The sequence below is a fragment of the Pseudomonas sp. EA_105y_Pfl2_R69 genome (genome assembly GCF_963970915.1).
GTDB lineage: Bacteria > Pseudomonadota > Gammaproteobacteria > Pseudomonadales > Pseudomonadaceae > Aquipseudomonas.
Map to the genome: position 1 here is coordinate 207,733 of NZ_CAXAOO010000001.1, position 21,928 is coordinate 229,660.

At 65.6% G+C, this 21,928-nt stretch carries 18 protein-coding genes; 10 read left to right on the plus strand and 8 right to left on the minus strand.

Annotated elements, in window-relative coordinates:
- The first annotated feature begins 225 nt into the window (after window positions 1–225).
- The 5 genes from AACY13_RS00875 to AACY13_RS00895 all read left to right on the plus strand — a co-directional run bounded on the left by AACY13_RS00875 (window position 226) and on the right by AACY13_RS00895 (window position 3,044).
- Window positions 226–1,488 (plus strand): OprD family porin, encoded by a 1,263-nt coding sequence (locus tag AACY13_RS00875; RefSeq protein WP_339458437.1) that lies wholly within the window; start codon window positions 226–228, stop codon window positions 1,486–1,488.
- Between the two features lie 173 nt (window positions 1,489–1,661).
- Window positions 1,662–1,988, plus strand: a complete 327-nt coding sequence (locus AACY13_RS00880) for an ArsR/SmtB family transcription factor (RefSeq protein ID WP_339458439.1) — start codon at window positions 1,662–1,664, stop codon at window positions 1,986–1,988.
- Complete coding sequence (locus tag AACY13_RS00885; RefSeq protein ID WP_339458441.1) at window positions 1,985–2,416, plus strand: YeeE/YedE family protein; 432 nt, start codon at window positions 1,985–1,987, stop codon at window positions 2,414–2,416. The genes AACY13_RS00880 and AACY13_RS00885 overlap by 4 nt, the downstream gene beginning before the upstream one ends.
- A 2-nt stretch (window positions 2,417–2,418) precedes the next feature.
- Window positions 2,419–2,838, plus strand: coding sequence for a DUF6691 family protein (locus AACY13_RS00890; protein WP_339458443.1), 420 nt, complete (start codon window positions 2,419–2,421; stop codon window positions 2,836–2,838).
- Between the two features lie 14 nt (window positions 2,839–2,852).
- Window positions 2,853–3,044 carry a YgaP family membrane protein gene (locus tag AACY13_RS00895; protein ID WP_339458445.1) on the plus strand — a complete coding sequence of 64 codons (192 nt, stop codon included), beginning with the start codon at window positions 2,853–2,855 and terminating at the stop codon, window positions 3,042–3,044.
- On the opposite strand, the gene mgtE is transcribed toward AACY13_RS00895, so the two are convergent.
- Complete coding sequence (gene mgtE / locus AACY13_RS00900) at window positions 3,041–4,687, minus strand: magnesium transporter (protein WP_339458446.1); 1,647 nt, start codon at window positions 4,685–4,687, stop codon at window positions 3,041–3,043. The two genes, AACY13_RS00895 and mgtE, sit on opposite strands and share 4 nt — an antisense overlap.
- An 82-nt stretch (window positions 4,688–4,769) precedes the next feature.
- Window positions 4,770–5,876, minus strand: a complete 1,107-nt coding sequence (aguA, locus tag AACY13_RS00905; protein WP_339458448.1) for an agmatine deiminase — start codon at window positions 5,874–5,876, stop codon at window positions 4,770–4,772.
- Window positions 5,877–6,317: 441 nt separating this feature from the next.
- Here aguA and AACY13_RS00910 point away from each other — a divergent pair, with 441 nt between their 5' ends.
- Complete coding sequence (locus AACY13_RS00910; protein WP_339458451.1) at window positions 6,318–8,027, plus strand: amidase; 1,710 nt, start codon at window positions 6,318–6,320, stop codon at window positions 8,025–8,027.
- 81 nt (window positions 8,028–8,108) lie between these two features.
- On the opposite strand, the gene rmf is transcribed toward AACY13_RS00910, so the two are convergent.
- The 3 genes from rmf to AACY13_RS00925 form a co-directional block, all read right to left on the minus strand.
- Window positions 8,109–8,315 (minus strand): ribosome modulation factor, encoded by a 207-nt coding sequence (gene rmf, locus AACY13_RS00915; RefSeq protein ID WP_339458454.1) that lies wholly within the window; start codon window positions 8,313–8,315, stop codon window positions 8,109–8,111.
- 149 nt (window positions 8,316–8,464) lie between these two features.
- Window positions 8,465–10,045 (minus strand): glutamate--cysteine ligase, encoded by a 1,581-nt coding sequence (gshA, locus tag AACY13_RS00920; RefSeq protein ID WP_339458456.1) that lies wholly within the window; start codon window positions 10,043–10,045, stop codon window positions 8,465–8,467.
- A 277-nt stretch (window positions 10,046–10,322) separates the two neighbouring features.
- Window positions 10,323–12,650 carry a Tex family protein gene (locus tag AACY13_RS00925; protein WP_339458458.1) on the minus strand — a complete coding sequence of 776 codons (2,328 nt, stop codon included), beginning with the start codon at window positions 12,648–12,650 and terminating at the stop codon, window positions 10,323–10,325.
- A 292-nt stretch (window positions 12,651–12,942) separates the two neighbouring features.
- Between AACY13_RS00925 and ompR the strand changes: the two genes are divergently transcribed.
- From ompR to AACY13_RS00940, 3 genes are all read left to right on the plus strand, one after another.
- The gene (ompR, locus tag AACY13_RS00930; protein WP_339458460.1) at window positions 12,943–13,677 is read left to right on the plus strand and encodes an osmolarity response regulator transcription factor OmpR; all 735 of its coding nucleotides are present in this window, start codon (window positions 12,943–12,945) and stop codon (window positions 13,675–13,677) included.
- 103 nt (window positions 13,678–13,780) lie between these two features.
- Entirely contained in the window at window positions 13,781–15,094 is a 1,314-nt protein-coding gene (locus AACY13_RS00935) for an ATP-binding protein (RefSeq protein ID WP_339458463.1), read from the plus strand.
- Between the two features lie 108 nt (window positions 15,095–15,202).
- Entirely contained in the window at window positions 15,203–19,009 is a 3,807-nt protein-coding gene (locus tag AACY13_RS00940) for a bifunctional diguanylate cyclase/phosphodiesterase (protein ID WP_339458465.1), read from the plus strand.
- 75 nt (window positions 19,010–19,084) lie between these two features.
- On the opposite strand, the gene rimK is transcribed toward AACY13_RS00940, so the two are convergent.
- Both rimK and rimB read right to left on the minus strand, forming a co-directional pair.
- Complete coding sequence (gene rimK, locus AACY13_RS00945; protein WP_339458467.1) at window positions 19,085–19,990, minus strand: 30S ribosomal protein S6--L-glutamate ligase; 906 nt, start codon at window positions 19,988–19,990, stop codon at window positions 19,085–19,087.
- Window positions 19,987–20,454, minus strand: a complete 468-nt coding sequence (gene rimB, locus AACY13_RS00950) for a retropepsin-like aspartic endopeptidase RimB (RefSeq protein WP_445262511.1) — start codon at window positions 20,452–20,454, stop codon at window positions 19,987–19,989. The genes rimK and rimB overlap by 4 nt, the downstream gene beginning before the upstream one ends.
- A 98-nt stretch (window positions 20,455–20,552) precedes the next feature.
- On the opposite strand from rimB, the gene AACY13_RS00955 reads away from it, so the two are divergent.
- Window positions 20,553–20,948, plus strand: coding sequence for an RNA-binding S4 domain-containing protein (locus tag AACY13_RS00955; protein WP_339458470.1), 396 nt, complete (start codon window positions 20,553–20,555; stop codon window positions 20,946–20,948).
- Between the two features lie 51 nt (window positions 20,949–20,999).
- Here AACY13_RS00955 and AACY13_RS00960 read toward each other — a convergent pair whose 3' ends face one another.
- Window positions 21,000–21,794 (minus strand): phosphatase PAP2 family protein, encoded by a 795-nt coding sequence (locus AACY13_RS00960; RefSeq protein ID WP_339458472.1) that lies wholly within the window; start codon window positions 21,792–21,794, stop codon window positions 21,000–21,002.
- Between the last annotated feature and the right edge of the window lie 134 nt (window positions 21,795–21,928).

The window sequence follows — 21,928 nt, forward strand, 5'->3', positions numbered from 1 at the left end:
TACCTGCCCGATGCCCTGTCGCCAGACCTCGAGTTGCGCCCCCTGTCTGCGCATGCACGCCTGATTTCGCTTATTGCCCCGCTGCCCGCCAGCTAGCGCGTCTGTGCGCCGCTGCAGTGGAGCGGGGCGCAATAAGCCCCCGAATTCGGTGCGTGCCTGCCCCTTCACCTGCTGAAGCCCTGTGCCGTGCCGATGAGCCACCCACACACAACTGGAGCTATCACAATGAGAAAGACCTCCCTGGCCCTGGCCGTCGCCGCCAGCACCCTGGGCTTGTCCCTGAGCCAAGTCGCCCACGCCGACTTTATTGGTGACAGCACTGCCACCCTTGAGGCACGCAATTTCTACTTCAACCGTGATTTCCGTGAAGACGCAGGGCAGAACAAGCGTGAAGAGTGGGCACAAGGTTTTATCCTGCGTGCAAACTCCGGCTTCACCGAGGGGACGGTGGGTTTCGGTGCCGATGCCATTGGTATGTTCGGCTTCAAGCTGGACTCCGGCGACGGTACGGCGGGCAGTGATCTGCTCGTTCCGGATCGTTCCGGTGGCTCCCAGGACAACTACTCGGGTCTGGCGGTAGCCGCCAAGGCCAAGGTTTCCAGCAGCACCCTGCGCGTTGGCCAGATGCAGTTCAAGAACCAGGCCGTTGCTTCCAGCGACGGTCGTTTGCTGCCACAGGTTTTCCGCGGCGGCCATCTGGTCTCCCAGGAGATCGAAGGTCTGACCCTGGATGCCGGTTACCTCGACGAGGTCAACAACCGCAACTCGCAAGACTATCAAGACATGACGCTGAGCACCTATGCCCTCAGCGGTATCAGCTTCAAGGGCGGTAACGCCGCCAATCAGTCCAACGAGTTCGTCTTTGCCGGCGGCAGCTACAAGCTCAGCAAGGACCTGACGGCCGGTTACTACTATTCCAACCTGGAGGATATGTACAAACAGCACTCCTTCAACCTGGTGCATGTGTTGCCGCTGGGCGACAAACAGAGCCTGAAGACTGACGTGCGTTATGCACGCTCCACCGATGACGGCGTTAGCAATGTCGACAACAAGGCCTTCGGTGCGATGGTCACTTATGCGCTGGGTGGCCACAAGTTTGGCCTGGGTTACCAGAAAATGAGCGGTGACACCGGCTTCGCTTATATCGGTGGTACGGACCCGTTCCTGGTCAACTACGTGCAGATCGGTAACTTCGCGGCCAAGGACGAGAAGTCCTATCAGGCACGTTATGACTTCGACTTCGCGTCTGTTGGCGTGCCGGGTCTGACCTTTATGACTCGCTTCCTCAGCGGCGATAACATCGACCGTGGCAGCAATGTCTCCGAAGGCAAGGAGCGCGAGCGCAATACCGAGCTGATGTACGTGTTCCAGGAAGGTTCGCTGAAGAACCTGGGTGTGCGCTGGCGCAACGCCACTGTGCGCAACAACTTCGGTCGTGACGTTGATGAAAACCGTCTGATCGTCAGCTACACCCTGCCGCTGCTCTGATTGCGGCGCTGCCGGCCGAGCTGTTGCATCCAGCTCGGCCCAGGCAACAGAAGAAACCCGGACCCTGTTCCGGGTTTTTTATTGTCTGCCCCTCAGGCGGGTGTGGAGAGGGTGGGCTTGCAACTCAATATATAAAAGAATAAATTGTTTTTATCTTAATTGAGTGCCGCCAGATGAATGCCCCCGACACCCCCCTCGATATCCAGCAACTGCGCGCCAACGCCGATGCGGCGGGGCAGCTGCTCAAAGCCCTGGGCAATCCCGACCGTCTGCTGCTGCTCTGTCAGCTGTCCCAGGGCGAGCGCAATGTCAGCGAGCTGGAGAGCCTGCTGGGTATCCAGCAGCCGACCCTGTCCCAGCAACTGGCGGTGCTGCGCCGCGAGGGCCTGGTGCAGACCCGCCGCGAGGGCAAGCAGATCCATTACCGGATCTGCAGCCCGGCGGCCCTGGCGGTGATCAACACCCTCTATCAACTGTTCTGTGCAGGAGAGTCGCAATGACCATCGATTGGCTCAACTTTACGCCCTGGAGCGCCCTGGGCGGCGGGGCCCTGATCGGCCTGGCGGCGGCGCTGTTCGTGGTCCTCAACGGGCGTATCGCCGGTATCAGCGGCCTGCTCGGCGCGGTCGTGGAAGGCGGCGAGGGGCGTGGCGAGAAGGCCCTGTTTCTCCTCGGCCTGCTGCTCGCGCCCCTGCTCTGGGGGCTGTTTGCCGCCCTGCCGCCAATCGAGTTCCACGGTGGCTGGCTGAGCCTGGGCCTGGCCGGCCTGCTGGTGGGCGTCGGCACCCGTTATGGCGCGGGTTGTACCAGCGGCCACGGGGTGTGCGGCATTTCCCGGCTGTCGCCGCGTTCGCTGGCGGCGACCCTGGCCTTTATGGCCGCCGGTTTCGCCACGGTGTTTGTCCTGCGTCATCTGTTGGGGGGCTGATCATGCGCAAACTGACTGCATTACTGGCCGGGCTGATCTTCGGCCTCGGCCTGCTGCTGGCCGGCATGGCCAACCCGGCCAAGGTGCTGGGCTTTCTCGACCTGGCCGGGGCCTGGGATCCGTCCCTGGCGCTGGTCATGCTGGGGGCCATCGCTGTGGCCGTGCTGCCCTTTCGCTGGGCGCGCCGGCAACGCCTGACGCTACTGGACGCGCCCATGCAGCTGCCGGACAAGCGCAACCTGGATCGTCGGCTGATCGGCGGCAGTCTGTTGTTCGGCGTCGGTTGGGGTATTGCCGGTATCTGCCCGGGCCCGGCGCTGGCGATTCTGCTCAGCGGGCACTGGCAGGTGCTGTTGTTCGTTCTGGCCATGCTGGCCGGGATGTTGTTGTTCAGCGCGCTGGAGAACCGGCGCGCAGCATGACCGAGGAGGTCACCATGAAAGCAAACGTTGGCACCATCGACCGCAGCCTGCGCATCGCCGTCGGCCTGATTCTGATTGGCCTGAGCCTCAGTGGCGCGATCGGCCTGTGGGGCTGGATCGGCGTCGTGCCGCTGGCGACCGGCCTGTTTCGCTTCTGTCCGGCCTATCCGCTGCTGGGTATCAGCACCTGTAAGCGTAAAACCTAAAGCAGCAACAGGGTGGCCAGGCCGAGGAAGGCGAAGAAGCCGACCACATCGGTCACCGTGGTGAGAATCACGCTGCCGGCCAGCGCCGGGTCGATGCCCATGCGTTGGAGCAGCAGCGGGATGCCCCAGCCGGCCAGCGCCGCGCACAGCAGGTTGACCAGGATGGCGACGCCGAGCACCGCGCCTATGCCCCAGTCGCCGAACCACAAGACGGCGAGCAGGGCGATCACCACCGACCAGAGCAGGCCGTTGAGGATGGAGATGCCCAGTTCGCGGTTGAGCAGGATACGGATATTGCCCTTCTGCACCTGACCCAGGGCCAGGCCGCGGATCACCAGGGTCAGGGTCTGGCTGCCGGCGATACCGCCCATGCTGGCCACGATCGGCATCAGCACGGCGAGGGCCACCAGCTGCTCCAGGGTGGCCTGGAACAGGCCGATGACCCAGGCCGCGCTAAAGGCGGTGATCAGGTTGATGCCCAGCCAGACCGCGCGGCGCCGCGAACTGACCAGCACCGGGGCGAAGATGTCGGCTTCGTCGTCGAGGCCGGCCATCTGCATCAGCGCCCGCTCTGAGTCCTCGCGTATCAGGTCGACCACGTCGTCGACGGTGATGCGTCCGAGCAGCTTGTTGTGCGCGTCGACCACCGGGGCGGACAGCAGGTCGAGATCCTCGAACAGCCGGGCGACCTCGCGGCTGCTGGTCGTGACGGCAATTCCGGCGATATCGCTGTGCATCAGCTCGACCACGCGCTGATCGAGGTCGGCGGTGACCAGGCTGCTCAGGCGCAGCGCGCCCTGATAATGGCCCTTTCGGTCCACCACCATCAGCATATCGGTCTGCGGCGGCAGTTTTTCCAGCAGGCGCAGGTAGCGCAGCACGGTGCTGGCCTTGACGTCGGCGCGGATCAGGATCGGGTCGGCGTTCATCAGGCCGCCGGCCGAGTCCTCGGGGTAGCGCAGCATCGACTCCAGCTGCTGACGCTGCGCCGCGTTGCTGGCATGCAGCAGTTTGCTGCCGAGTTCGCCGGGCAGGGTCTGGATCAGGTCGACGCGGTCATCCAGCTCCAGCTGTTCGGCCGAGGCGATCAGGTCTTCCAGGTCCAGTTCCAGCGCCAGTGCGCCGCGGATTTCGTCGTGCAGGTAGGTCAGCACTTTGCCGCTGCGCTCGGTCTCGAGCATGCTCCAGGCGGCGCGCCGTTCGACGGGGGGCAGGGCCTCCAGCAGGCCGGCGACCTTGGCCGGGTGCATGCGCTGGAGGAGTTTGCCGACCCGCTTGAGCTTGCCCAGGGCGAGGGCCTGGCGCACGGCTTCCAGGTGGTTGACGTTGGCCCCGGCGCGCTCAGCCTCCGCTCGCGGCGGCAAGGGGTCGCTGGCGTCACCGGCCAACTGGGCAATCAGTTCATGGTTGAGGTGGGGCAGGATGCGGCCTTCCAGGCCCGACTCGATCTGCTGCCAGAGGCTCTGCCGTTGGCGCGTGTCGAGCATCTCCAGCATGGCGGCGATCTTGGCCGGGTGCATGCGCCCCAGCAGTTTGCGCGCGCGCTTGTTCTTGCCGGCCTTGAGCGCCTGCAGGATGGCTTCGCCTTCGGTGCGGCTATGGGGCTCGGCGGGCTGATCGGGGCTGGGTTTGCTCGAATTCATGGTCGCCAGGGTAACACCGGCAGAGGGCTGCTGGCTGCGTCACGCGCCGGCGAGGGTGGCAGGCCCTCGCCGGCCGTCACGCTCAGGCGTACTGCGCGGCAGGCTGCTGCTGGGTGATGCAGTGGATATTGCCGCCGCCCAGGAGTATCTCGCGGCCTGGCACCATGACCACGCGGTGTTCGGGGAACAGGCGCTGGAGAATGGCGCGGGCGGCTTCGTCCTGCGGATCGTCGAAGCTCGGCGCAATAATGCCGCCGTTGACGATCAGGAAGTTGACGTAGGAGCCGGCCAGGCGGATCGATGGATCGCGCTCCTGGCTACCGGCCACCAGGTCGACCCCGGCGCACTCTTCATCGCTGGCATAGAGGGGGCCGGGAATCGGCATCTTGTGCACGATCAACTGGCGACCCTTGGCATCGCGCACCTGCTCCAGCACGCCCATGGCGGCCTGGCAGCGCGGGTAGTTGGGGTTCTGCGGATCGTCGGTCCAGGCCAGCAGCACTTCGCCGGGGCGCACGTAGCAGCAGAAGTTGTCGACGTGGCCGTCGGTTTCGTCGTTGAACAGGCCATCCGGCAGCCAGATCACGCTGTCGATGGCCAGGTGCGCATGGAGCATCTGCTCGATCTCGGAGCGGCCCAGGTGCGGGTTGCGGTTGCGGTTGAGCAGGCATTCCTCGGTGGTGATCAGGGTCCCTTCGCCGTCCACATGGATGGAGCCGCCTTCCAGCACGAAGCCTTCGGTGCGGTAGCGGGCGCAGCGTTCGATCTCGAGGATCTTGCGCGCCACCTGGTCGTCGCGCACCCAGTTGGCATACAGGCCGCCATCGAGCCCGCCCCAGGCGTTGAAGACCCAGTCGACGCCGCGCACCTCGCCACTGCCGTTGGTGACAAAGGTCGGCCCGGTATCGCGCACCCAGGCGTCGTCGGTGCTGATTTCCAGCACGCGGATATTGTCGTGGGCCAGACGCTGGCGGGCGTTCTCGTACTGCCCGGCCGAGGCGCAGACGGTGACCGGCTCGAACTCGGCAATTGCCATGGCCACGGCGCTAAAGGCCGCCTGCGCCGGCTTGCCGCCCAGGCGCCAGTTGTCCGGGCGCTCGGGCCAGACCATCCAGGTCTGGCTATGGGGTTCCCACTCGGCCGGCATACGGAAGCCATCGGCGCGTGGAGTCGTGGTCAGTGTGGTCATGGTTCACCTGTAGCCGGATGCGGTCCGGGATGTTGTGACAGAAAATTCCCGGCTTTTATCCGGGTTACGCGCAGGTCGTAGGATAGGTTGGGCGCAGCGGCCCGACCCATCCTACGGTGTCTGCTTTACTCGAAGTTCGGGTGGTCATCTGACCCTAGCAGAGCGCTGTTGCGCTGCCATGGTGTGTCATGACATGGCAGTGGATGGCCTATTTATATCCGATAAAAATCGGCTTTTAAAGCGTATTTAGCCTTCATTTTGGATTTTTAATCGATTAGTATCGAATAAAAATCCGTAATAGCTACCCTTCACCTTGTCATGTATGCAGTGCAGCGAGGTGCGGTAGAAGAGCCGTTTTGCCATCAGTGATGTCCCCGAGCCTAAGGTGCGGTGTGATGGCGACATTTATGGCACAACCCATCAGCAGCCAGGGGCGACACCATGATCGAAGTAACTGAGGTTTCCATTGCCGAACTGCGCGCCGCGCTCGAGTCCGGGCGAACCACGGCGGTCGAGCTGGTTCAGGCCTATCTCGCCAGGATCGAGGCTTACGATGGCCCCGATACGCCCACTGCCCTCAACGCGCTGGTGGTGCGCAACCCCGATGCGCTCAAGGAGGCCCAGGCTGCCGATGCCCGCCGCGCCCGCGGCGAGAGCCTCGGCCCGCTGGATGGCATCCCCTATACGGCCAAGGACAGTTATCTGGTCAAGGGCCTGACCGCCGCCTCCGGCAGCCCGGCCTTCAAGGATCTGCTCGCCTACCGCGACGCCTTTACCGTCGAGCGCCTGCGCGCCGCTGGGGCGATCTGCCTGGGCAAGACCAATATGCCGCCCATGGCCAACGGCGGCATGCAGCGCGGCGTCTATGGCCGCGCCGAAAGCCCGTACAACGCCGCCTACCTCACCGCGCCCTTCGCCTCGGGCTCATCCAACGGTGCCGGTACGGCCACCGCCGCCAGCTTCGCGGCGTTCGGCCTGGCCGAGGAAACCTGGTCGAGCGGCCGCGGGCCGGCTTCGAACAATGGCCTGTGTGCCTACACGCCGTCGCGCGGGGTGATCTCGGTGCGCGGCAACTGGCCGCTGACGCCGACCATGGACGTGGTGGTGCCCTTTGCCAGAACCATGGCCGACCTGCTCGAAGTGCTCGATGTGGTGGTGGCCGAAGACGCCGACAAGCGCGGCGACCTGTGGCGCTTGCAGCCCTGGGTGCCGATCCCCAGCGTGGCCGCGGTGCGTCCCGCCTCCTATCCGGCGCTGGCCGCGCAGCGCGATGCCCTGGCCGGCAAGCGTTTCGGCGTGCCACGCATGTTTATCAACCAGGATGAAGCGGCCGGCACCAGTGCAAAGCCGGGTATCGGCGGCCCGACTGGGCAGCGCATCCACACCCGTCCCGCGGTGATCGAACTGTGGGAGCAGGCGCGGCAGACACTGGAAGCCGCGGGTGCCGAAGTGATCGAAGTCGATTTCCCCCTGGTCTCCAATTGCGAGGGCGATCGCCCCGGCGCGCCGACGGTGTTCACTCGCGGCCTGGTGTCCAGAGAGTTCCTCCACGACGAACTCTGGGCGCTGTCGGCCTGGGGCTTCGATGATTTCCTCCAGGCCAACGGCGATCCCAAGCTGAACCGCCTAGTCGACGTCGACGGCCCGCTGATTTTTCCCCATGACCCGGGCACCCTGCCCAACCGCGAAGACGACCTGGCCGCCGGCATGGACGAGTATGTGCGCATGGCCGAGCGCGGCATCACGCCCTGGGATCAGATCGCTACGTTGCCCGATGGTCTGCGCGGCCTGGAACAGACCCGCAAGCTCGACCTGGAAGACTGGATGGATGGGCTGGGGCTCGACGCGGTGCTGTTCCCCACCGTCGCCGACGTGGGCCCGGCCGATGCCGATGTGAATCCTGCGTCTGCGGATATCGCCTGGAGCAACGGGGTCTGGGTCGCCAACGGCAATCTCGCCATCCGCCACCTGGGCGTGCCCACGGTCACCGTACCGATGGGGCTGATGGCGGATATCGGCATGCCGGTGGGGCTGACCTTCGCCGGTCGCGCCTACGACGATTCGGCGCTGCTGCGCCTGGCTGCGGCCTATGAGTCGACCGGGAGCAAGCGGGTGGTCCCGCCGCGTACTCCGCCATTGCCGCGTGGCTAACGATGGGTTTGCTGGGGTTGGGGCGGCAGGCCCTGATCCCGCTCGATATCGGCGTTCAGGGCGAGTCAATAGCGAGGAGGGTCAGGCGCTGCGGCGTTTGTGCTGTTCGAACTGCTCGTTGCCATCATCCCAGCCGGCTTCCCAGGCTGCCGTGAGCACTTCGGCACCCTGGCCCTGGGGCGTGTTGGGTTGTCCGGTCAGACCGGCCATGTAGCCCTGCTGATAAGCCTTGTTGAGGCTTTCCAGGCTCCAGTGCTGATCTTCCGTGGTCGAGGCGGCGGACGCCATGGCACAAACTCGCGTTAGATATTCAAGCCTAATGCTAGCCGGATAAGTCCGCGCGCGTTGAGCCGTAGATCCTGGTTTTTGCGCCGCTCACTGGTTTTGTGAAGCAGTTGACGAAATGCCGGCCGCTGTCGGGCCGGCGCTCTCGCGGCTCAGTTGGCCATTGCCAGGATGCTGGCCTGATAGGCCGCGGCAAAGCTGTCGAAGTCGCCTTCCTCGTGGGCTTCCAGATCCTCCTGGTCGTGCAGCGATTGCGTCGCGCTGGCCTCGAATGCGGCCTGCTGTTCGGCAGTCAGGGGCTGGCTGCGGAAGTATTCGGCGTGCAGCTTGCTCTGGTGCAGGGCGAATTCGGTAAAGCTGAGCCCCTGTTGCAACTGCGCCAGTACCTGGGCGGAGGGCGTCAGGCTGACGTCTTCGACCTTGGCCTGTTGCGCCTGCAGGGCCGCTACGTGCTGGCTGTCGCCCTGGCTCTGGTCGAGCAGCTCGGCCAGCGGCAGGATCTGCTCCAGCAGCTCGCTGGCCCAGGCCTGCAACACCACCGTCTGGCCATGGCGCTGCAGCTGCAGGCCCGGCCGCCGGCCTTCCTTGACCACGCTCAGAAAGTTGTCGGTGCAGGCATGGCATTCGCCGCTTTCCAGCAGCGGGCTGTCCTGCAGGGCGCAGAACAGCAGGAAGGCATCGAGGAAGCGCGATTCGCTCAGGTCGATGCCCAGTGGCAGGAAGGGGTTGATGTCCAGGCAGCGCACTTCGACGTACTGCACGCCGCGGGCCATCAGCGCCTGGATCGGCCGCTCGCCGCTGTAGGTCACGCGCTTGGGGCGGATATTGGAGTAGTACTCGTTCTCGATCTGCAGGATGTTGGTGTTCAGCTGCAGCCACTGGCCATCCTTCTTCGCGCCGATTTCCACATAGGGCGGGTAGGGCGTGCCGACGGCCTGGCGCAGGCTGTCGGTGTAGCTGGCCAGGTCGTTGTAGCAGGGCGTCAGGCCGGCCTGGGCGTTGCTCTGGTAGCCCAGGTCGCTCATGCGCAGGCTGGTGGCGTAGGGCAGGTAGAGGGTTTCGCCGTCCAGCTCCTGCAACTGGTGCGGGCTGCCGCGCATAAAGCCCTTGTGCAGCGCCGGCGAGGCCCCGAACAGGTACATCAGCAGCCAGCTGTAGCGGCGGAAGTTGCGGATCAGGGCGATATAGCGCGCCGACTGATAATCCCGGGCGCTGCGCGTATCGCCTTCGGCCTGCTGCTGCAGCTGCCACAGCGCTTCGGGCAGGGAGAAGTTGTAGTGGATACCGGCGATGCACTGCATGGTCTTGCCGTAGCGCAGCGCCAGGCCCTTGCGGTAGACGTACTTGAGTTCGCCGATATGCGAGTTGCCGTAGTGGGCGATCGGGATCGTCTCTTCGTCCGGCAGGGCGCAGGGCATCGACGGGCTCCACAGGTATTCGCCGTCCAGCTTGCTGTAGGCGAAGCGGTGGATCAGTTCCAGATCGGCCAGGGTGGTGGCCGGGTCAGGCTCGGCCGGGGTGATAAATTCCAGCAGCGATTCGGAATAGTCGGTGGTGATCTGCGTGTGGGTCAGCGCCGAGCCGAGAGCGGCCGGGTGCGGGGTCAGCGCCAGCTGGCCATCGCCATCGACGCGCAGGCACTCGCGCTCGATACCGTGCAGGCACTGGGCAAGCAGGGAGAGGTTGGCGCACTCGCCAAGCTGGGCCAGGCGGCGGGGTAACAGGTCGCTCAAGATTGCATTCCTTCACGCATCGGTTGCGCCAATATGGGGGCGACAGGCGTGCTCTACAAGGGGCGAGAATTGCGGCGTGGCCGCTCAGTGCCGTCTTATAACCCGGCACGGATGAAGAATGTTATAGCTGGGCGCTGTGCTTTTGCGTCAGGGCGACGCGGCAGGCCGTAGGATGGGTGGGGCCGCGCAGGTTGAGCAATGCGATACCCATCATGGGGCGATGGGTATCGGTGTTGCATCTGTAGGGCGGTGCGCACGGCGCACCCTGCGGGGCTTGTTACTTTTTCAGCTGCTTGGCATTGGCGAACAGTGCCGCCATGCCGCCGCTGGCCGGTGCCGGTTTGTCCTGGGACGAGTGGCGCTCGCTGCGCGGCGCATTGCCGCCGCGGTTGCCGCTGCCGCGTGGGCCGCCACGGGGGCCGTCGACCTTCTCGCCGGGGGTGTCGCCCATGCGCATGGACAGGGCGATGCGGTTACGCGGGATGTCCACTTCCATGACCTTGACCTTGACCACGTCGCCGGCCTTGACCGCCTCGTGCGGGTCCTTGATGAACTTCTCCGACAGCGCCGAGATATGCACCAGGCCGTCCTGATGCACGCCGATATCGACGAAGGCACCGAAGTTGGTCACGTTGGTCACCACACCTTCGAGCATCATCCCCAGCTCGAGGTCCTTGAGGGTTTCCACGCCTTCCTGGAACTCGGCGGTCTTGAACTCCGGACGCGGGTCGCGGCCGGGTTTTTCCAGCTCGCTGAGGATATCGCCGATGGTCACCAGGCCGAACTTGTCGTCGGTGAACTGCTTGGGGTCGAGGCGCTTGAGAAAGCCGGCATCGCCGATCAGCGAGCGGATATCGCGGCCGGTGTCCAAGGCGATGCGCTGCACCAGCGGGTAGGTTTCCGGGTGCACGGCGGAGGCGTCCAGCGGGTTGCTGCCGTTCATCACGCGGAGAAAGCCGGCGGCCTGTTCGAAGGTCTTGTCGCCCAGGCGCGGCACCTTGAGCAGCTCGGCGCGGCTGTTGAATGCGCCGTTGGCGTCGCGGAAGGCGACGATATTCTGCGCCAGGGTGGTGTTAAGCCCGGAGATGCGCGCCAGCAGCGCGGCGGAGGCGGTGTTCACATCCACGCCGACGGCGTTTACGCAGTCCTCGACCACCGCATCCAGCGAGCGTGCCAGCTTGAGCTGGGACACGTCGTGCTGGTACTGGCCGACGCCGATGGATTTCGGGTCGATCTTCACCAGCTCGGCCAGCGGGTCCTGCAGGCGGCGGGCGATGGATACCGCGCCGCGCAGCGACACGTCCATATCCGGGAATTCCTTGGCCGCCAGTTCCGAGGCCGAATACACCGAGGCACCGGCCTCGGACACCATGACCTTGGTCAGCTTCAGGCCCGGCAGTTTCTTGATCAGCTCCAAGGCCAGTTTGTCGGTCTCGCGGCTGGCGGTGCCGTTGCCGATGGAGATCAGGTCGACCGCGTGTTTGGCGCACAGCTTGGCCAGGATCGCCAGGGTACCGTCCCAGTCATTGCGCGGCGCATGGGGGTAAACGGTAGAGGTTTCCAGCACCTTGCCGGTGGCGTCGACCACCGCCACCTTGCAGCCGGTGCGCAGGCCCGGGTCCAGCGCCAGGGTGGCGCGCGGGCCGGCGGGGGCGGCCAGCAGCAGGTCGTGCAGGTTACGCGCGAAGACGTTGATCGCCTCGTTTTCCGCGGCCTCGCGCAGCTCGCCGAACAGGTCGGTTTCCAGGTGGGTGTAGAGCTTGACCTTCCAGGTCCAGCGCACCACTTCGCCCAGCCACTTGTCGGCGGCGCGGCCACGGGCGCTGATGCCGAAACGCTCGCCGATCATGCCTTCGCAGGGGTGCATGCTGCCCGGGGCTTCATCGCCGACCTTCAGGCTGGCGCTGAGGATGCCTTCATTGCGGCCACGGAAGATCGCCAGGGCGCGGTGCGACGGCGCGCCCTTGAGCTTCTCGTCGTGCTCGAAGTAATCGCGGAACTTGGCCCCTTCATTCTCTTTGCCGGCGACCACGCGGGCGCTGAGGATGGCGTTGTCCTTGAGGTAGCTGCGCAGGCCGGCCAGCAGGTCGGCGTCCTCGGCGAAGCGCTCCATCAGGATGTACTTGGCCCCTTCGAGCACGGCTTTGATGTCGGCAAAGCCTTTCTCGGCGTCGATAAAGCGCTCGGCTTCGCTTTCCGGGGTCAGGTTCGGGTCGTTGAACAGGGCGTCGGCCAGCTCGCCGAGGCCGGCTTCCAGGGCGATCTGGCCCTTGGTGCGGCGCTTCTGCTTGAACGGCAGGTAGAGGTCTTCGAGGCGAGTCTTGGTCTCGGCCAGGTCGATCTCGCGCTTGAGCTCGGGCGTCAGTTTGCCCTGTTCCTCGATGCTGGCGAGGATGCTGCTGCGGCGCTCATCGAGTTCGCGCAGGTAGCGCAGGCGCTCTTCCAGGTTGCGCAGCTGGGTGTCGTCGAGGCTGCCGGTGACCTCTTTGCGGTAGCGGGCGATAAACGGCACGGTCGAGCCTTCATCGAGCAGTGCCACGGCGGCGGCGACCTGTTGCGGGCGTACGCCCAGTTCTTCGGCGATGCGGTTGTTGATGCTGAGCATAGAAAAAGCTACCCACAAGGCGACCATGCCTACGGCATGGCGCGCGGAAATCAGTTGAATCGGCGTGGCCAGCCCCACCCTTATCCGGTGCGGCGGCGGTTGTCGTTGGGCGACTGCCACGTCGATGCGGCCGCGCATTATAAACACTGCCCGGCCGTGCACCGGGAACCCGTCGGGGAAAAATCTGCTAACAATGGGCTGCACGTCGGCTGCGGCTCCTGAGCCATAATGCCGGCTATTGCACACTGCCAGCGCGCCCGCGCCCGGCGGATGCCTGGTCAAGGAGCCCTGAATGAGCAGCACTGCACTTCCCGTTGAAGGCGAAAAAATCCTCATCGTCGACGACGACGCCCGCCTGCGCCGCCTGCTCGAACGCTTCTTCGAGGAGCAGGGCTACCGCGTGCGTGCGGTGGAAAACGTCGAGCAGATGGACCGCCTGCTGGCCCGCGAGCTGTTCAACCTGGTGGTGCTCGACCTCATGCTGCCCGGCGAAGACGGCCTGTCTGCCTGCCGCCGCCTGCGCGAAGGCAACAACCAGGTACCGATCATCATGCTCACCGCCAAGGGCGATGAGGCCAGCCGCATTCAGGGCCTGGAGCTGGGCGCGGACGATTACCTGGCCAAGCCGTTCAACCCGCGCGAGCTGCTGGCGCGGATCAAGGCCGTGCTGCGCCGTCAGGCCCCACTGGTACCGGGCGCGCCGGGCAGCGAGGACGAGAGCGTGAGCTTCGGCGACTACGAGCTGTCCCTGGCCACCCGCGAACTGAAGAAGGGGGCCGAGGTGCATATGCTCACCACCGGCGAGTTCGCCGTGCTCAAGGCCCTGGTGCAGCACGCTCGCGAGCCGCTGACCCGCGACAAGCTGATGAACCTGGCCCGTGGCCGCGAGTGGGACGCCCTGGAGCGCTCCATCGACGTGCAGATCTCGCGCCTGCGTCGGTTGATCGAGCCCGACCCGTCCAAGCCGCGCTATATCCAGACGGTCTGGGGCGTGGGCTATGTATTCGTGCCGGATGGCAATAAATGAGTCGTAGGTTGGTGCTGAGCGCAGCGAATGCCAACGTCCTGTTCGTGAGCCTTGTGTTGGGCTTCGTCGCTGCGCGTCTCAACCCAACCTACATCGAGTCGTGATGAAAACCCCGCTGTGGTTCCCGCAAAGCTTCTTCTCCCGCACCCTCTGGCTGGTGCTGGTGGTGGTGCTGTTTTCCAAGGCCCTGACCCTGGTTTATCTGATGATGAACGAGGATGTGCTGGTCGACCGCCAGTACAGCCACGGCGCGGCGCTGACCCTGCGCGCCTACTGGGCGGCAGACCCGGAAGACCGCGCCACCATTGCCGAGGCGGCCGGGCTCAAGCCGGTGCCCCGCGAGCAGGTGCCGCGCACCGAGCAGCACTGGCCCTACAGCGAGATTTTCCAGCGGCAGATGCAGACCGAGCTGGGCCCGGACACCGAAGTGCGGGTGCGGGCCAAGAGTCCGCCGGCCCTGTGGGTGCATGCGCCAACCCTGGGCGACCAGTGGCTGCGGGTGCCGCTGTATCCGCATCCGCTGCGTGGTCAGCGGATCTGGAACGTGCTGGGCTGGTTCCTGGCCATCGGCCTGCTGTCCACCGCGGCGGCCTGGATCTTCGTCCGTCAGCTCAGTGCGCCGCTCAAGCGCCTGGTGTTCGCCGCCCGCCAGGTCGGCAAGGGGCGCAGCGTGCGCCTGCCGGTCAGCGACACGCCGAGCGAGATGGCCGAGGTCTATCGCGCCTTCAACCAGATGGCCGAGGACGTCGAGCAGGCGGCCCGCGAGCGCGAGCTGATGCTGGCCGGGGTGTCCCATGACCTGCGCACGCCGCTGACCCGCCTGCGCCTGTCCCTGGAGTTTCTCCACAACGACTCCGAGCTGACCGAGGACATGGTCCGCGATATCGAGGACATGGACGCCATCCTCGACCAGTTCCTCGCCTTTATCCGCGACGGCCGCGACGAACCGGTGGAGCAGCTCGACCTGCTCGAGCTGATCCGCGAGGTGGTCGCCCCCTATAACCAGAAGCAGGAAGTGGTGCGCCTGTGTCTGGAACCGGTGCCGGCCTTTCCGTTGCGCCGGGTGTCGATCAAGCGCCTGCTGGTCAATCTGATCGAGAACGCCCTGCGCTACGGCGGCAATGCGGTCGAGGTCGCCGTCTCGGTGTCCGGCGACTGCAGTGCGCCTTATGTGGTGCTCAGCGTGCTGGACCGCGGTGCCGGTATCGACCCGGCGGAGCTGGGCAGCATTTTCAACCCCTTTATCCGTGGCGATCGCGCCCGGGGCGGCCAGGGTGCTGGCCTCGGCCTGGCCATCGTGCGGCGTATCGCCGCCCTGCATGGCGGCAGCGTCGAGCTGCGCAACCGCTCTGGAGGTGGCCTGGAAGCCCGCGTCTGTTTACCATTGGGCCTGCTGCTGCCGCGCGACGCGGTATAGCCGGGGGCAGTGCCAGGGGCATCGGCACCCATGAGTGCCTGGATATACCGATCCGACCGCTGTGCTGCGCTGAACTATGCTCAACCTGCGTTATGACATGAGGTCAGCATGCCTGCAGCTCCCGATTGCCTACCGACATGGACCTGGTGGCTGCCGCTGCCATTGCTCCATCTGGCCACCTGGCTATCCCTGAGTACCCAGTTCAGCGCAGGGGCGGCACTCTGGCACCTGCCTTTTGCCCTAGGCCTGACGATGACCCTGTGGTGGGGGCCGCGGGTGCTGCCGCTGCTCTACCTGAACAGCCTGCTGAGCATCCCGCTGTGGGGCCTGGACTGGCGCTGGGCCCCGCTCTATGCCGTGCCGGAGACCCTGGGCGTGGCCCTGGCCTGGGGCCTGTGCCGCCTGCGCCCGGTCGATCCGGCCTTGCCCTTCCTGCGCCATCTGGTGCGCTTTATGTTGTTCGGCGTGCTGCTGGCACTGGTCCCGGTGGCCATCGGCGTACAGGCCAACCTCTGGCTCAGCGGCCACCTGCCGACGCCCAGCCTGCCCTCGGCGATCCTGACCCTGTGGCTGGCCGATAGCCTGATGACCCTGGCCGTGACCGTTCCGCTGCTGACCTACCTGACGCCCTGGTTGCAGCGTCGCGGCTGGCTCAACTCGCCCCTGGCCAAGCGCCGCGAGCCGGTGCCCGCCGCCCTGCGCCAATGGCCCGCCTGGCCCTTGCTGCTGGCCCTGGTGCTGGGCATGCCCTGGCTGCTGGAACTGCTGCCTCTGAGTCTGAACCTGCCGCTGATTGGTGTGATGATGCTCAGCCTGGCCCTGGTCTGGGGCTATGTCGGGGCCATCTGCGGGGCGACCCTGAGCGCGCTGATGGTGCTGATCCTGCCGCTGTTGCGTGGCCTCACCGAGACCGCGGCCTGGCTCGACCCGCAGCGCCTGGAGCTGCACTTCGGCGTGCTGCTGTTTATGTTGGCCAGCCTGATGGTGGGGCGCGCCCTGAGCGATCTGCGTCAGTCTCTGGCGCGCAGCGCCCGCACCCAGCAGCAGCTGGCCCTGGCCAACCTGGCGCTGGAGGCCAGCTCGCTGGGGGTGATCATTGCCGATGCGCGGCAGGCTGAGCTGCCGCTGATCTATTGCAACCCCTCGTTCGAGCGCATCACCGGCTACAGCCGCGAGGAAAGCCTGGGGCGCAACTGGAGCTTCCTGCTCGGTGGCGATCACCGCCAGCAGGGTCTCAGCCGTCTGCAGCAGGCCGTCCATGCGGGCCAGGCCTGCGACGTAGTGCTGCGCAACTACCGCAAGGACGGCGAGCAGTTCTGGAGCGAGTTCATTCTCGCGCCGATGCGCGATGAGCGGGGCATCAGCCATTTCGTCGCCCTGCTGCATGACGTCAGCGCCCGTGAACACATGGCCCGGCAGGTACGCAGTCAGAGCGAGGAGCTGCTCAAGCAGAGCTACCTGTTCAGCCAGACCGAACATATCGCCAACCTCGGCGGCTGGGTGCTCAACCTGCCGGCCCAGGACATGGACTGGAGCGAGGGCTGCTTCCGCATCTATGAGCTGGACCCGAAGACCGGCGCGCCCAGCCTGGATGAGGCCCTGAGCTATATGGACGCCGCTGGCCGGGCGCTGTCCGAGCAGACCCTGCAGCAACTGTTCGACGGCCTCGATCAGTTCGATATCGAAGTACGCCTGCTCACCGCCATGGGCAAGAGCCGCTGGGTGCGCATCCGCGGCGTCACCGAGCGCGACGGTGCCGACCTGGTGCGGGTGTATGGGGCGCTGCAGGATGTCAGCGCGCGCAAGCTCGCCGAACAGCAATTGCGCGAGCGCGACGAGCGCCTGCGCCTGTTCTTCGAAGCACCGCTGATCGGCATGGCCCTGACCGGCCCGAGTTTCGAGTGGGAGGAGGTCAACCTCAAGCTGTGCAGCATTCTCGATCGATCCCGCGAGCAATTGCTGGCCTGCAGATGGGCGAGCATCTCCCAGGCCGACGATTTCGCAGCCGAGCAGGTGTTGCTGGCCGAGGTGCTCGGCGGCACGCGCGAGGGGTATGAGCTGGACAAGCGCTTCGTCCGTCCGGACGGCTCGCTGGTGCACACGCGCCTGAACCTGCGCGCGGTGCGCCACGCCAGCGGTCGGGTCGGCATGTTCCTGTTGCTGGTCGAGGATATCAGCGCCCGCTTCGAGGCCGAGGCGCGTTACCGGACCATCGTCGAGCACGCCCCGGAGGCGATCATGCTGTTCACCCCGCATGGCGGCATGGTCGATTGCAACGACAATGCCCTGCGCCTGCTGCGCTACTCGCGGGAGGAGCTGCTGGGCAAGAGCGTGCTCGACCTGAGCCCGGCCAAGCAGGCCAACGGCCAGGCTTCCGCGGACATCGGCAGTGACTATCTGCGCCAGGCGATCGCCGGCGAGACCCCGGTATTCGACTGGCTGCACCGCGACAGCGGCGGCCGGCAGATTCCCTGCGAGGTGCGCCTGGTGCGCATGCCCGGTGAGCAGGTGCTGATTCGTGGCAGCGTGACCGATATTTCCGAGCGTCAGCGCTATCAGCGCGAGATCGAGCGGCTGGCCTTCAGCGATGAGTTGACCGGGCTGCCCAATCGGCGGCTGTTGCTCGACCGGCTGCAGCATGCGATGGATCGCGAATCACGCGAGAGCACCCTGGGCGCGCTGCTGTTTATCGACCTGGATCATTTCAAGACGGTCAACGACAGCCTCGGTCATCTGGTCGGCGACGGCCTGTTGCAGGAGGTCACCGCCCGCCTGGCCGGTAGCCTGCGGGCCGAAGATACCCTGGCGCGGATGGGCGGCGACGAGTTCGTGGTGCTGCTCGAGGGGCTCGACAGCAATCCGCAACTGGCCGCCGAAGCGGCGGCGGTGGCGGCGGAGAAGCTGCTCAAGAGCCTCGCCGGGAGCTGCTGGATCGAAGGCCACGAGCTGTCGATCAGCGCCAGTATCGGCATCGCCCTGCACCCCTTCGGAGCCCAGGTGGCGGCCGACGTACTCAAGCAGGCCGACACCGCCATGTACCGGGCCAAGCATGCCGGGCGCAATGGCCTGCACTTCTTCGCCCCGGAAATGCAGGCCGCCATCGACCAGCGTCTGCTATTGCAGGGCGAGCTGCGTCAGGCGATCCAGCGTAACCAGTTGCACCTGGTGTTCCAGCCGCAGTTGGCGCTGGCGACCGAGCGGGTGGCCGGGGCCGAAGTGCTATTGCGCTGGGTGCACCCCGAACGCGGCGAGATCATGCCCGGCGACTTTATCCCCCTGGCCGAGGAAACCGGGCTGATCGAGGAACTCGGCAACTGGGTTCTGGAGCAGGCCTGCATGGCTCTGGCGCGCTGGCTGCCGCGCTGGCCGCAGATGGTCCTGGCGGTCAACCTGAGCCCCCGCGAGCTGCGCCAGACCAAGTGCGTCGAACGGGTGCGCGACTGTCTGCAGCGTCACCGGGTGCCGGCCACGGCGCTGGAACTGGAAATCACCGAAGGGGTCTTGCTCGAAGACGTCGAGCGCTGCATCGCCAATATGACCGAGCTGAAAAGGCTCGGCGTGCGCTTTGCCATCGACGATTTCGGCACCGGTTACTCCTCCCTGACCTACCTCAAGCGCCTGCCGCTGGATCGCCTGAAAATCGACCGCAGCTTTACCTGGGACATCCACGGCGAAGACGGCAGCGGCCTGATGCTGGTGCAGACCATTCTGGTGATTGCCCGCAACCTCGGCCTGGAATGCGTCGCCGAAGGCATCGAGAGCGAGGCGCAGTTCACTTGCCTACGCGAGCATGGCTGCTCGTTGGGTCAGGGTTATCACTTCAGTCGGCCGCTGCGTGAGGCCGAGTTTCTCGACTGGATGGCCGAGCAGGCGGGGGCGGAGCGCGACAGGTCGGCGCTGCTGCGGCCGCTGTAAGGGCCTGGATCGGTAGTGGTGATGGGGCGCGACTCGAGTGTGTGTAGCCCTGACCGGGGCGTTCGCCGTTGCCTGCTAGCCCTTGCCCTTGGTGCGGGTCAGATGCGGGCCGCCATTCTTCTCCAGGTACTGGATCACCAGGCTGGCGACATCCTTGCCGGTGGTGGTTTCGATGCCTTCCAGGCCCGGCGAGGAATTGACCTCCATCACCAGCGGGCCGTGGTTGGAACGCAGGATATCCACCCCGGCCACCGACAGGCCCATGACCTTGGCGGCGCGGATCGCGGTCATGCGTTCTTCCGGGGTGATCTTGATCAGGCTGGCCGAGCCGCCGCGGTGCAGGTTGGAGCGGAACTCGCCGGGTTTGGCCTGGCGCTTCATTGCGGCGATCACCTTGTCGCCGACCACGAAGCAGCGGATATCCGCGCCGCCGGCTTCCTTGATGTATTCCTGGACCATGATGTCCTGCTTGAGGCCCATAAAGGCCTCGATCACCGACTCGGCGGCCTTCTCGGTTTCACACAGCACCACGCCGATGCCCTGGGTGCCTTCCAGCACCTTGATCACCAGCGGTGCGCCGTTGACCATATGGATCAGGTCGGGGATATCGTCGGGGGAGTGGGCGAAGCCGGTCACCGGCAGGCCGATGCCGCGCCTTGAGAGCAGTTGCAGCGAGCGCAGCTTGTCCCGCGAGCGGGCGATGGCCACCGATTCGTTGAGCGGGAACACCCCCATCATCTCGAACTGCCGCAGTACCGCGCAGCCGTAGAAGGTCACCGAGGCACCGATGCGCGGGATCACCGCGTCGAAACCCTCCAGGGGCTGGCCACGGTAGTGGATCTGCGGCTTGTGGCTGGCGATGTTCATATAGGCGCGCAGGGTGTCGATCACCACCACTTCGTGACCCCGCTGCTGGCCGGCCTCGACCAGGCGGCGGGTGGAATACAGGCGCGGATTGCGCGACAGCACGGCGATCTTCATTGGGCACCAGGAGGGTCAGCGAGGGTGGGTTTGTTCTGTACATAGGTCAGCGCCGGGTTGACCAGCAACTGGCCGGCGATCAGGGCCTTGGAGCCGAGCAGCACTCGGTAGCGCATGGTCTTGCGGCAGGTCAGGGTGAATTCTACCGGCCATTGGCGCTCGCCCAGGGTCACGCTGGTGCGGATCACATAGCGCGACTGGCTGTGGCCGTTGGAGCTTTTGATGGTCTTCACCGACACCAGTTGCGCCTCGCAGCGGTGGCGGCGCTGCACCAGGGTGCCGAGGTGGGCGGTAAAGCGCACCCAGGGCTCGCCATCGCGGTCGAACGGCTGGATATCGCTGGCATGCAGGCAGGAGGTGCTGGCCCCGGTATCGATCTTGGCGCGCAGGCCGATCATGCCCAGATCCGGCAGGTTGATCCATTCGCGCAGGCCGATCACGCCAAGTTGGTCAAAAGTCTTCAAAGGGGCAGCCCACAAAATTTCCCGGCATTCTAGTTGGCCCTTGTGACAACTGCATCAGGCAAAATGTCCGCTAAGTGACCGAAGCGACTGGAAGTCCCATGAACGATAAAGACGACGGCAAGATCCGCCTGGACAAATGGCTGTGGGCGGCGCGTTTCTTCAAGACCCGCGCCCTGGCCAAGGCGGCGATAGAGGGCGGCAAGGTGCATTGCCGGGGCGAGCGCTGCAAGCCGGGGAAGGAACCCCGGGTGGGCGACGAATATGTGATCCGCATCGGCTTCGATGAGCGCAGCGTGGTGGTGCAGGCGCTGTCGGCGGTGCGTCGCGGCGCGCCCGAGGCCCAGGCGCTGTACGCCGAAACGGCGGCCAGCATCGAGCGCCGCGAGCAGGCTGCCGCGCAGCGCAAGGCCGGTGCCCTGGGCGTGCAGACCGATGGTCGGCCGAGCAAGAAGCAGCGCCGGCAGTTTCAGCAGTTTCACGGCAATCAGGACTAGCGTCTGTGCCAAGGCGCGGCGGCTGGCTCAAGGCCTGCCGCCGCGAAGCTCCTAGCGCCCGCTGATGATGCTCAGGCGGCCCAGTAGCGGCAGCCTGGCCAGCTGGCGGGTCAGGGGCAGGGTGACTTTCTCCAGCCATTCGCTGGCCTGGTAGGCGAATGGGGTGAAACAGGCCCAGGCCAGGCCCAACAGGCTGAGGAACACGCCGCCAACCAGGGCGTCCGAGCCCCAGTGCGCGCCCGCCACCAGGCGCGGCAGCATAAAGACCATGGCCATGGTCCAGACCAGCAGCAAGCGCCAGGTGCGCGCGAAGAAACTCATAAACATCGCCCATAACAGCAAGACCGAGGCGTGATCGCCGGGGAAACTGCGGGTCGCGCTGTCCTTCATGTCCCAGCGCTCTTCCCAGTCCGGGAACAGTTCGGTCAGGCGCGCCGCGCCTTCCACTGCCAGGGAGGCGCTGGGGCGCTGCCAGTCCATCAGCTTGACCAGCTCGGCGAAGCCGACGCGAAACAGCAGCATGACCAACAGGGCCGCGAGAAAGGCGAACAGCGCCTTGCGCACCTGCGGCCCGCTGAACACCAGATCGGCCTTGAACATGACCGCCAGCATCAGCAGGCCTACGCCCATGTCCACCGGGCGCATGCTGCCGATGGCCCAGGTCTTGGCCCAGAGGCCGGCGGCGTGCACCGGCTGGTTGAGCAGGGCGAACAGTTGCAGGTCGAACTGGTCCCACAGCGCGCGGCTGGGTGCCCACAGCCAGCTGGCCAGCAGGAGCAGGGCGACGATATGGCAGGCGAGCAGCGGGCGGCTGCGCCAGTGAGGGTTGATAAAGGGGGGGCTCATGCAGTGGCGTCCTTGTCATTTATAAGGGGCATATGGCGGCCGGCATGCTAGGGGCTCGACTCCCGGATTGCAAAGTTTCCCCCTGCCTTTTGTCGGCAACTGTGACCGGCGTCGGCGGCGATAGCCTGTGTTGG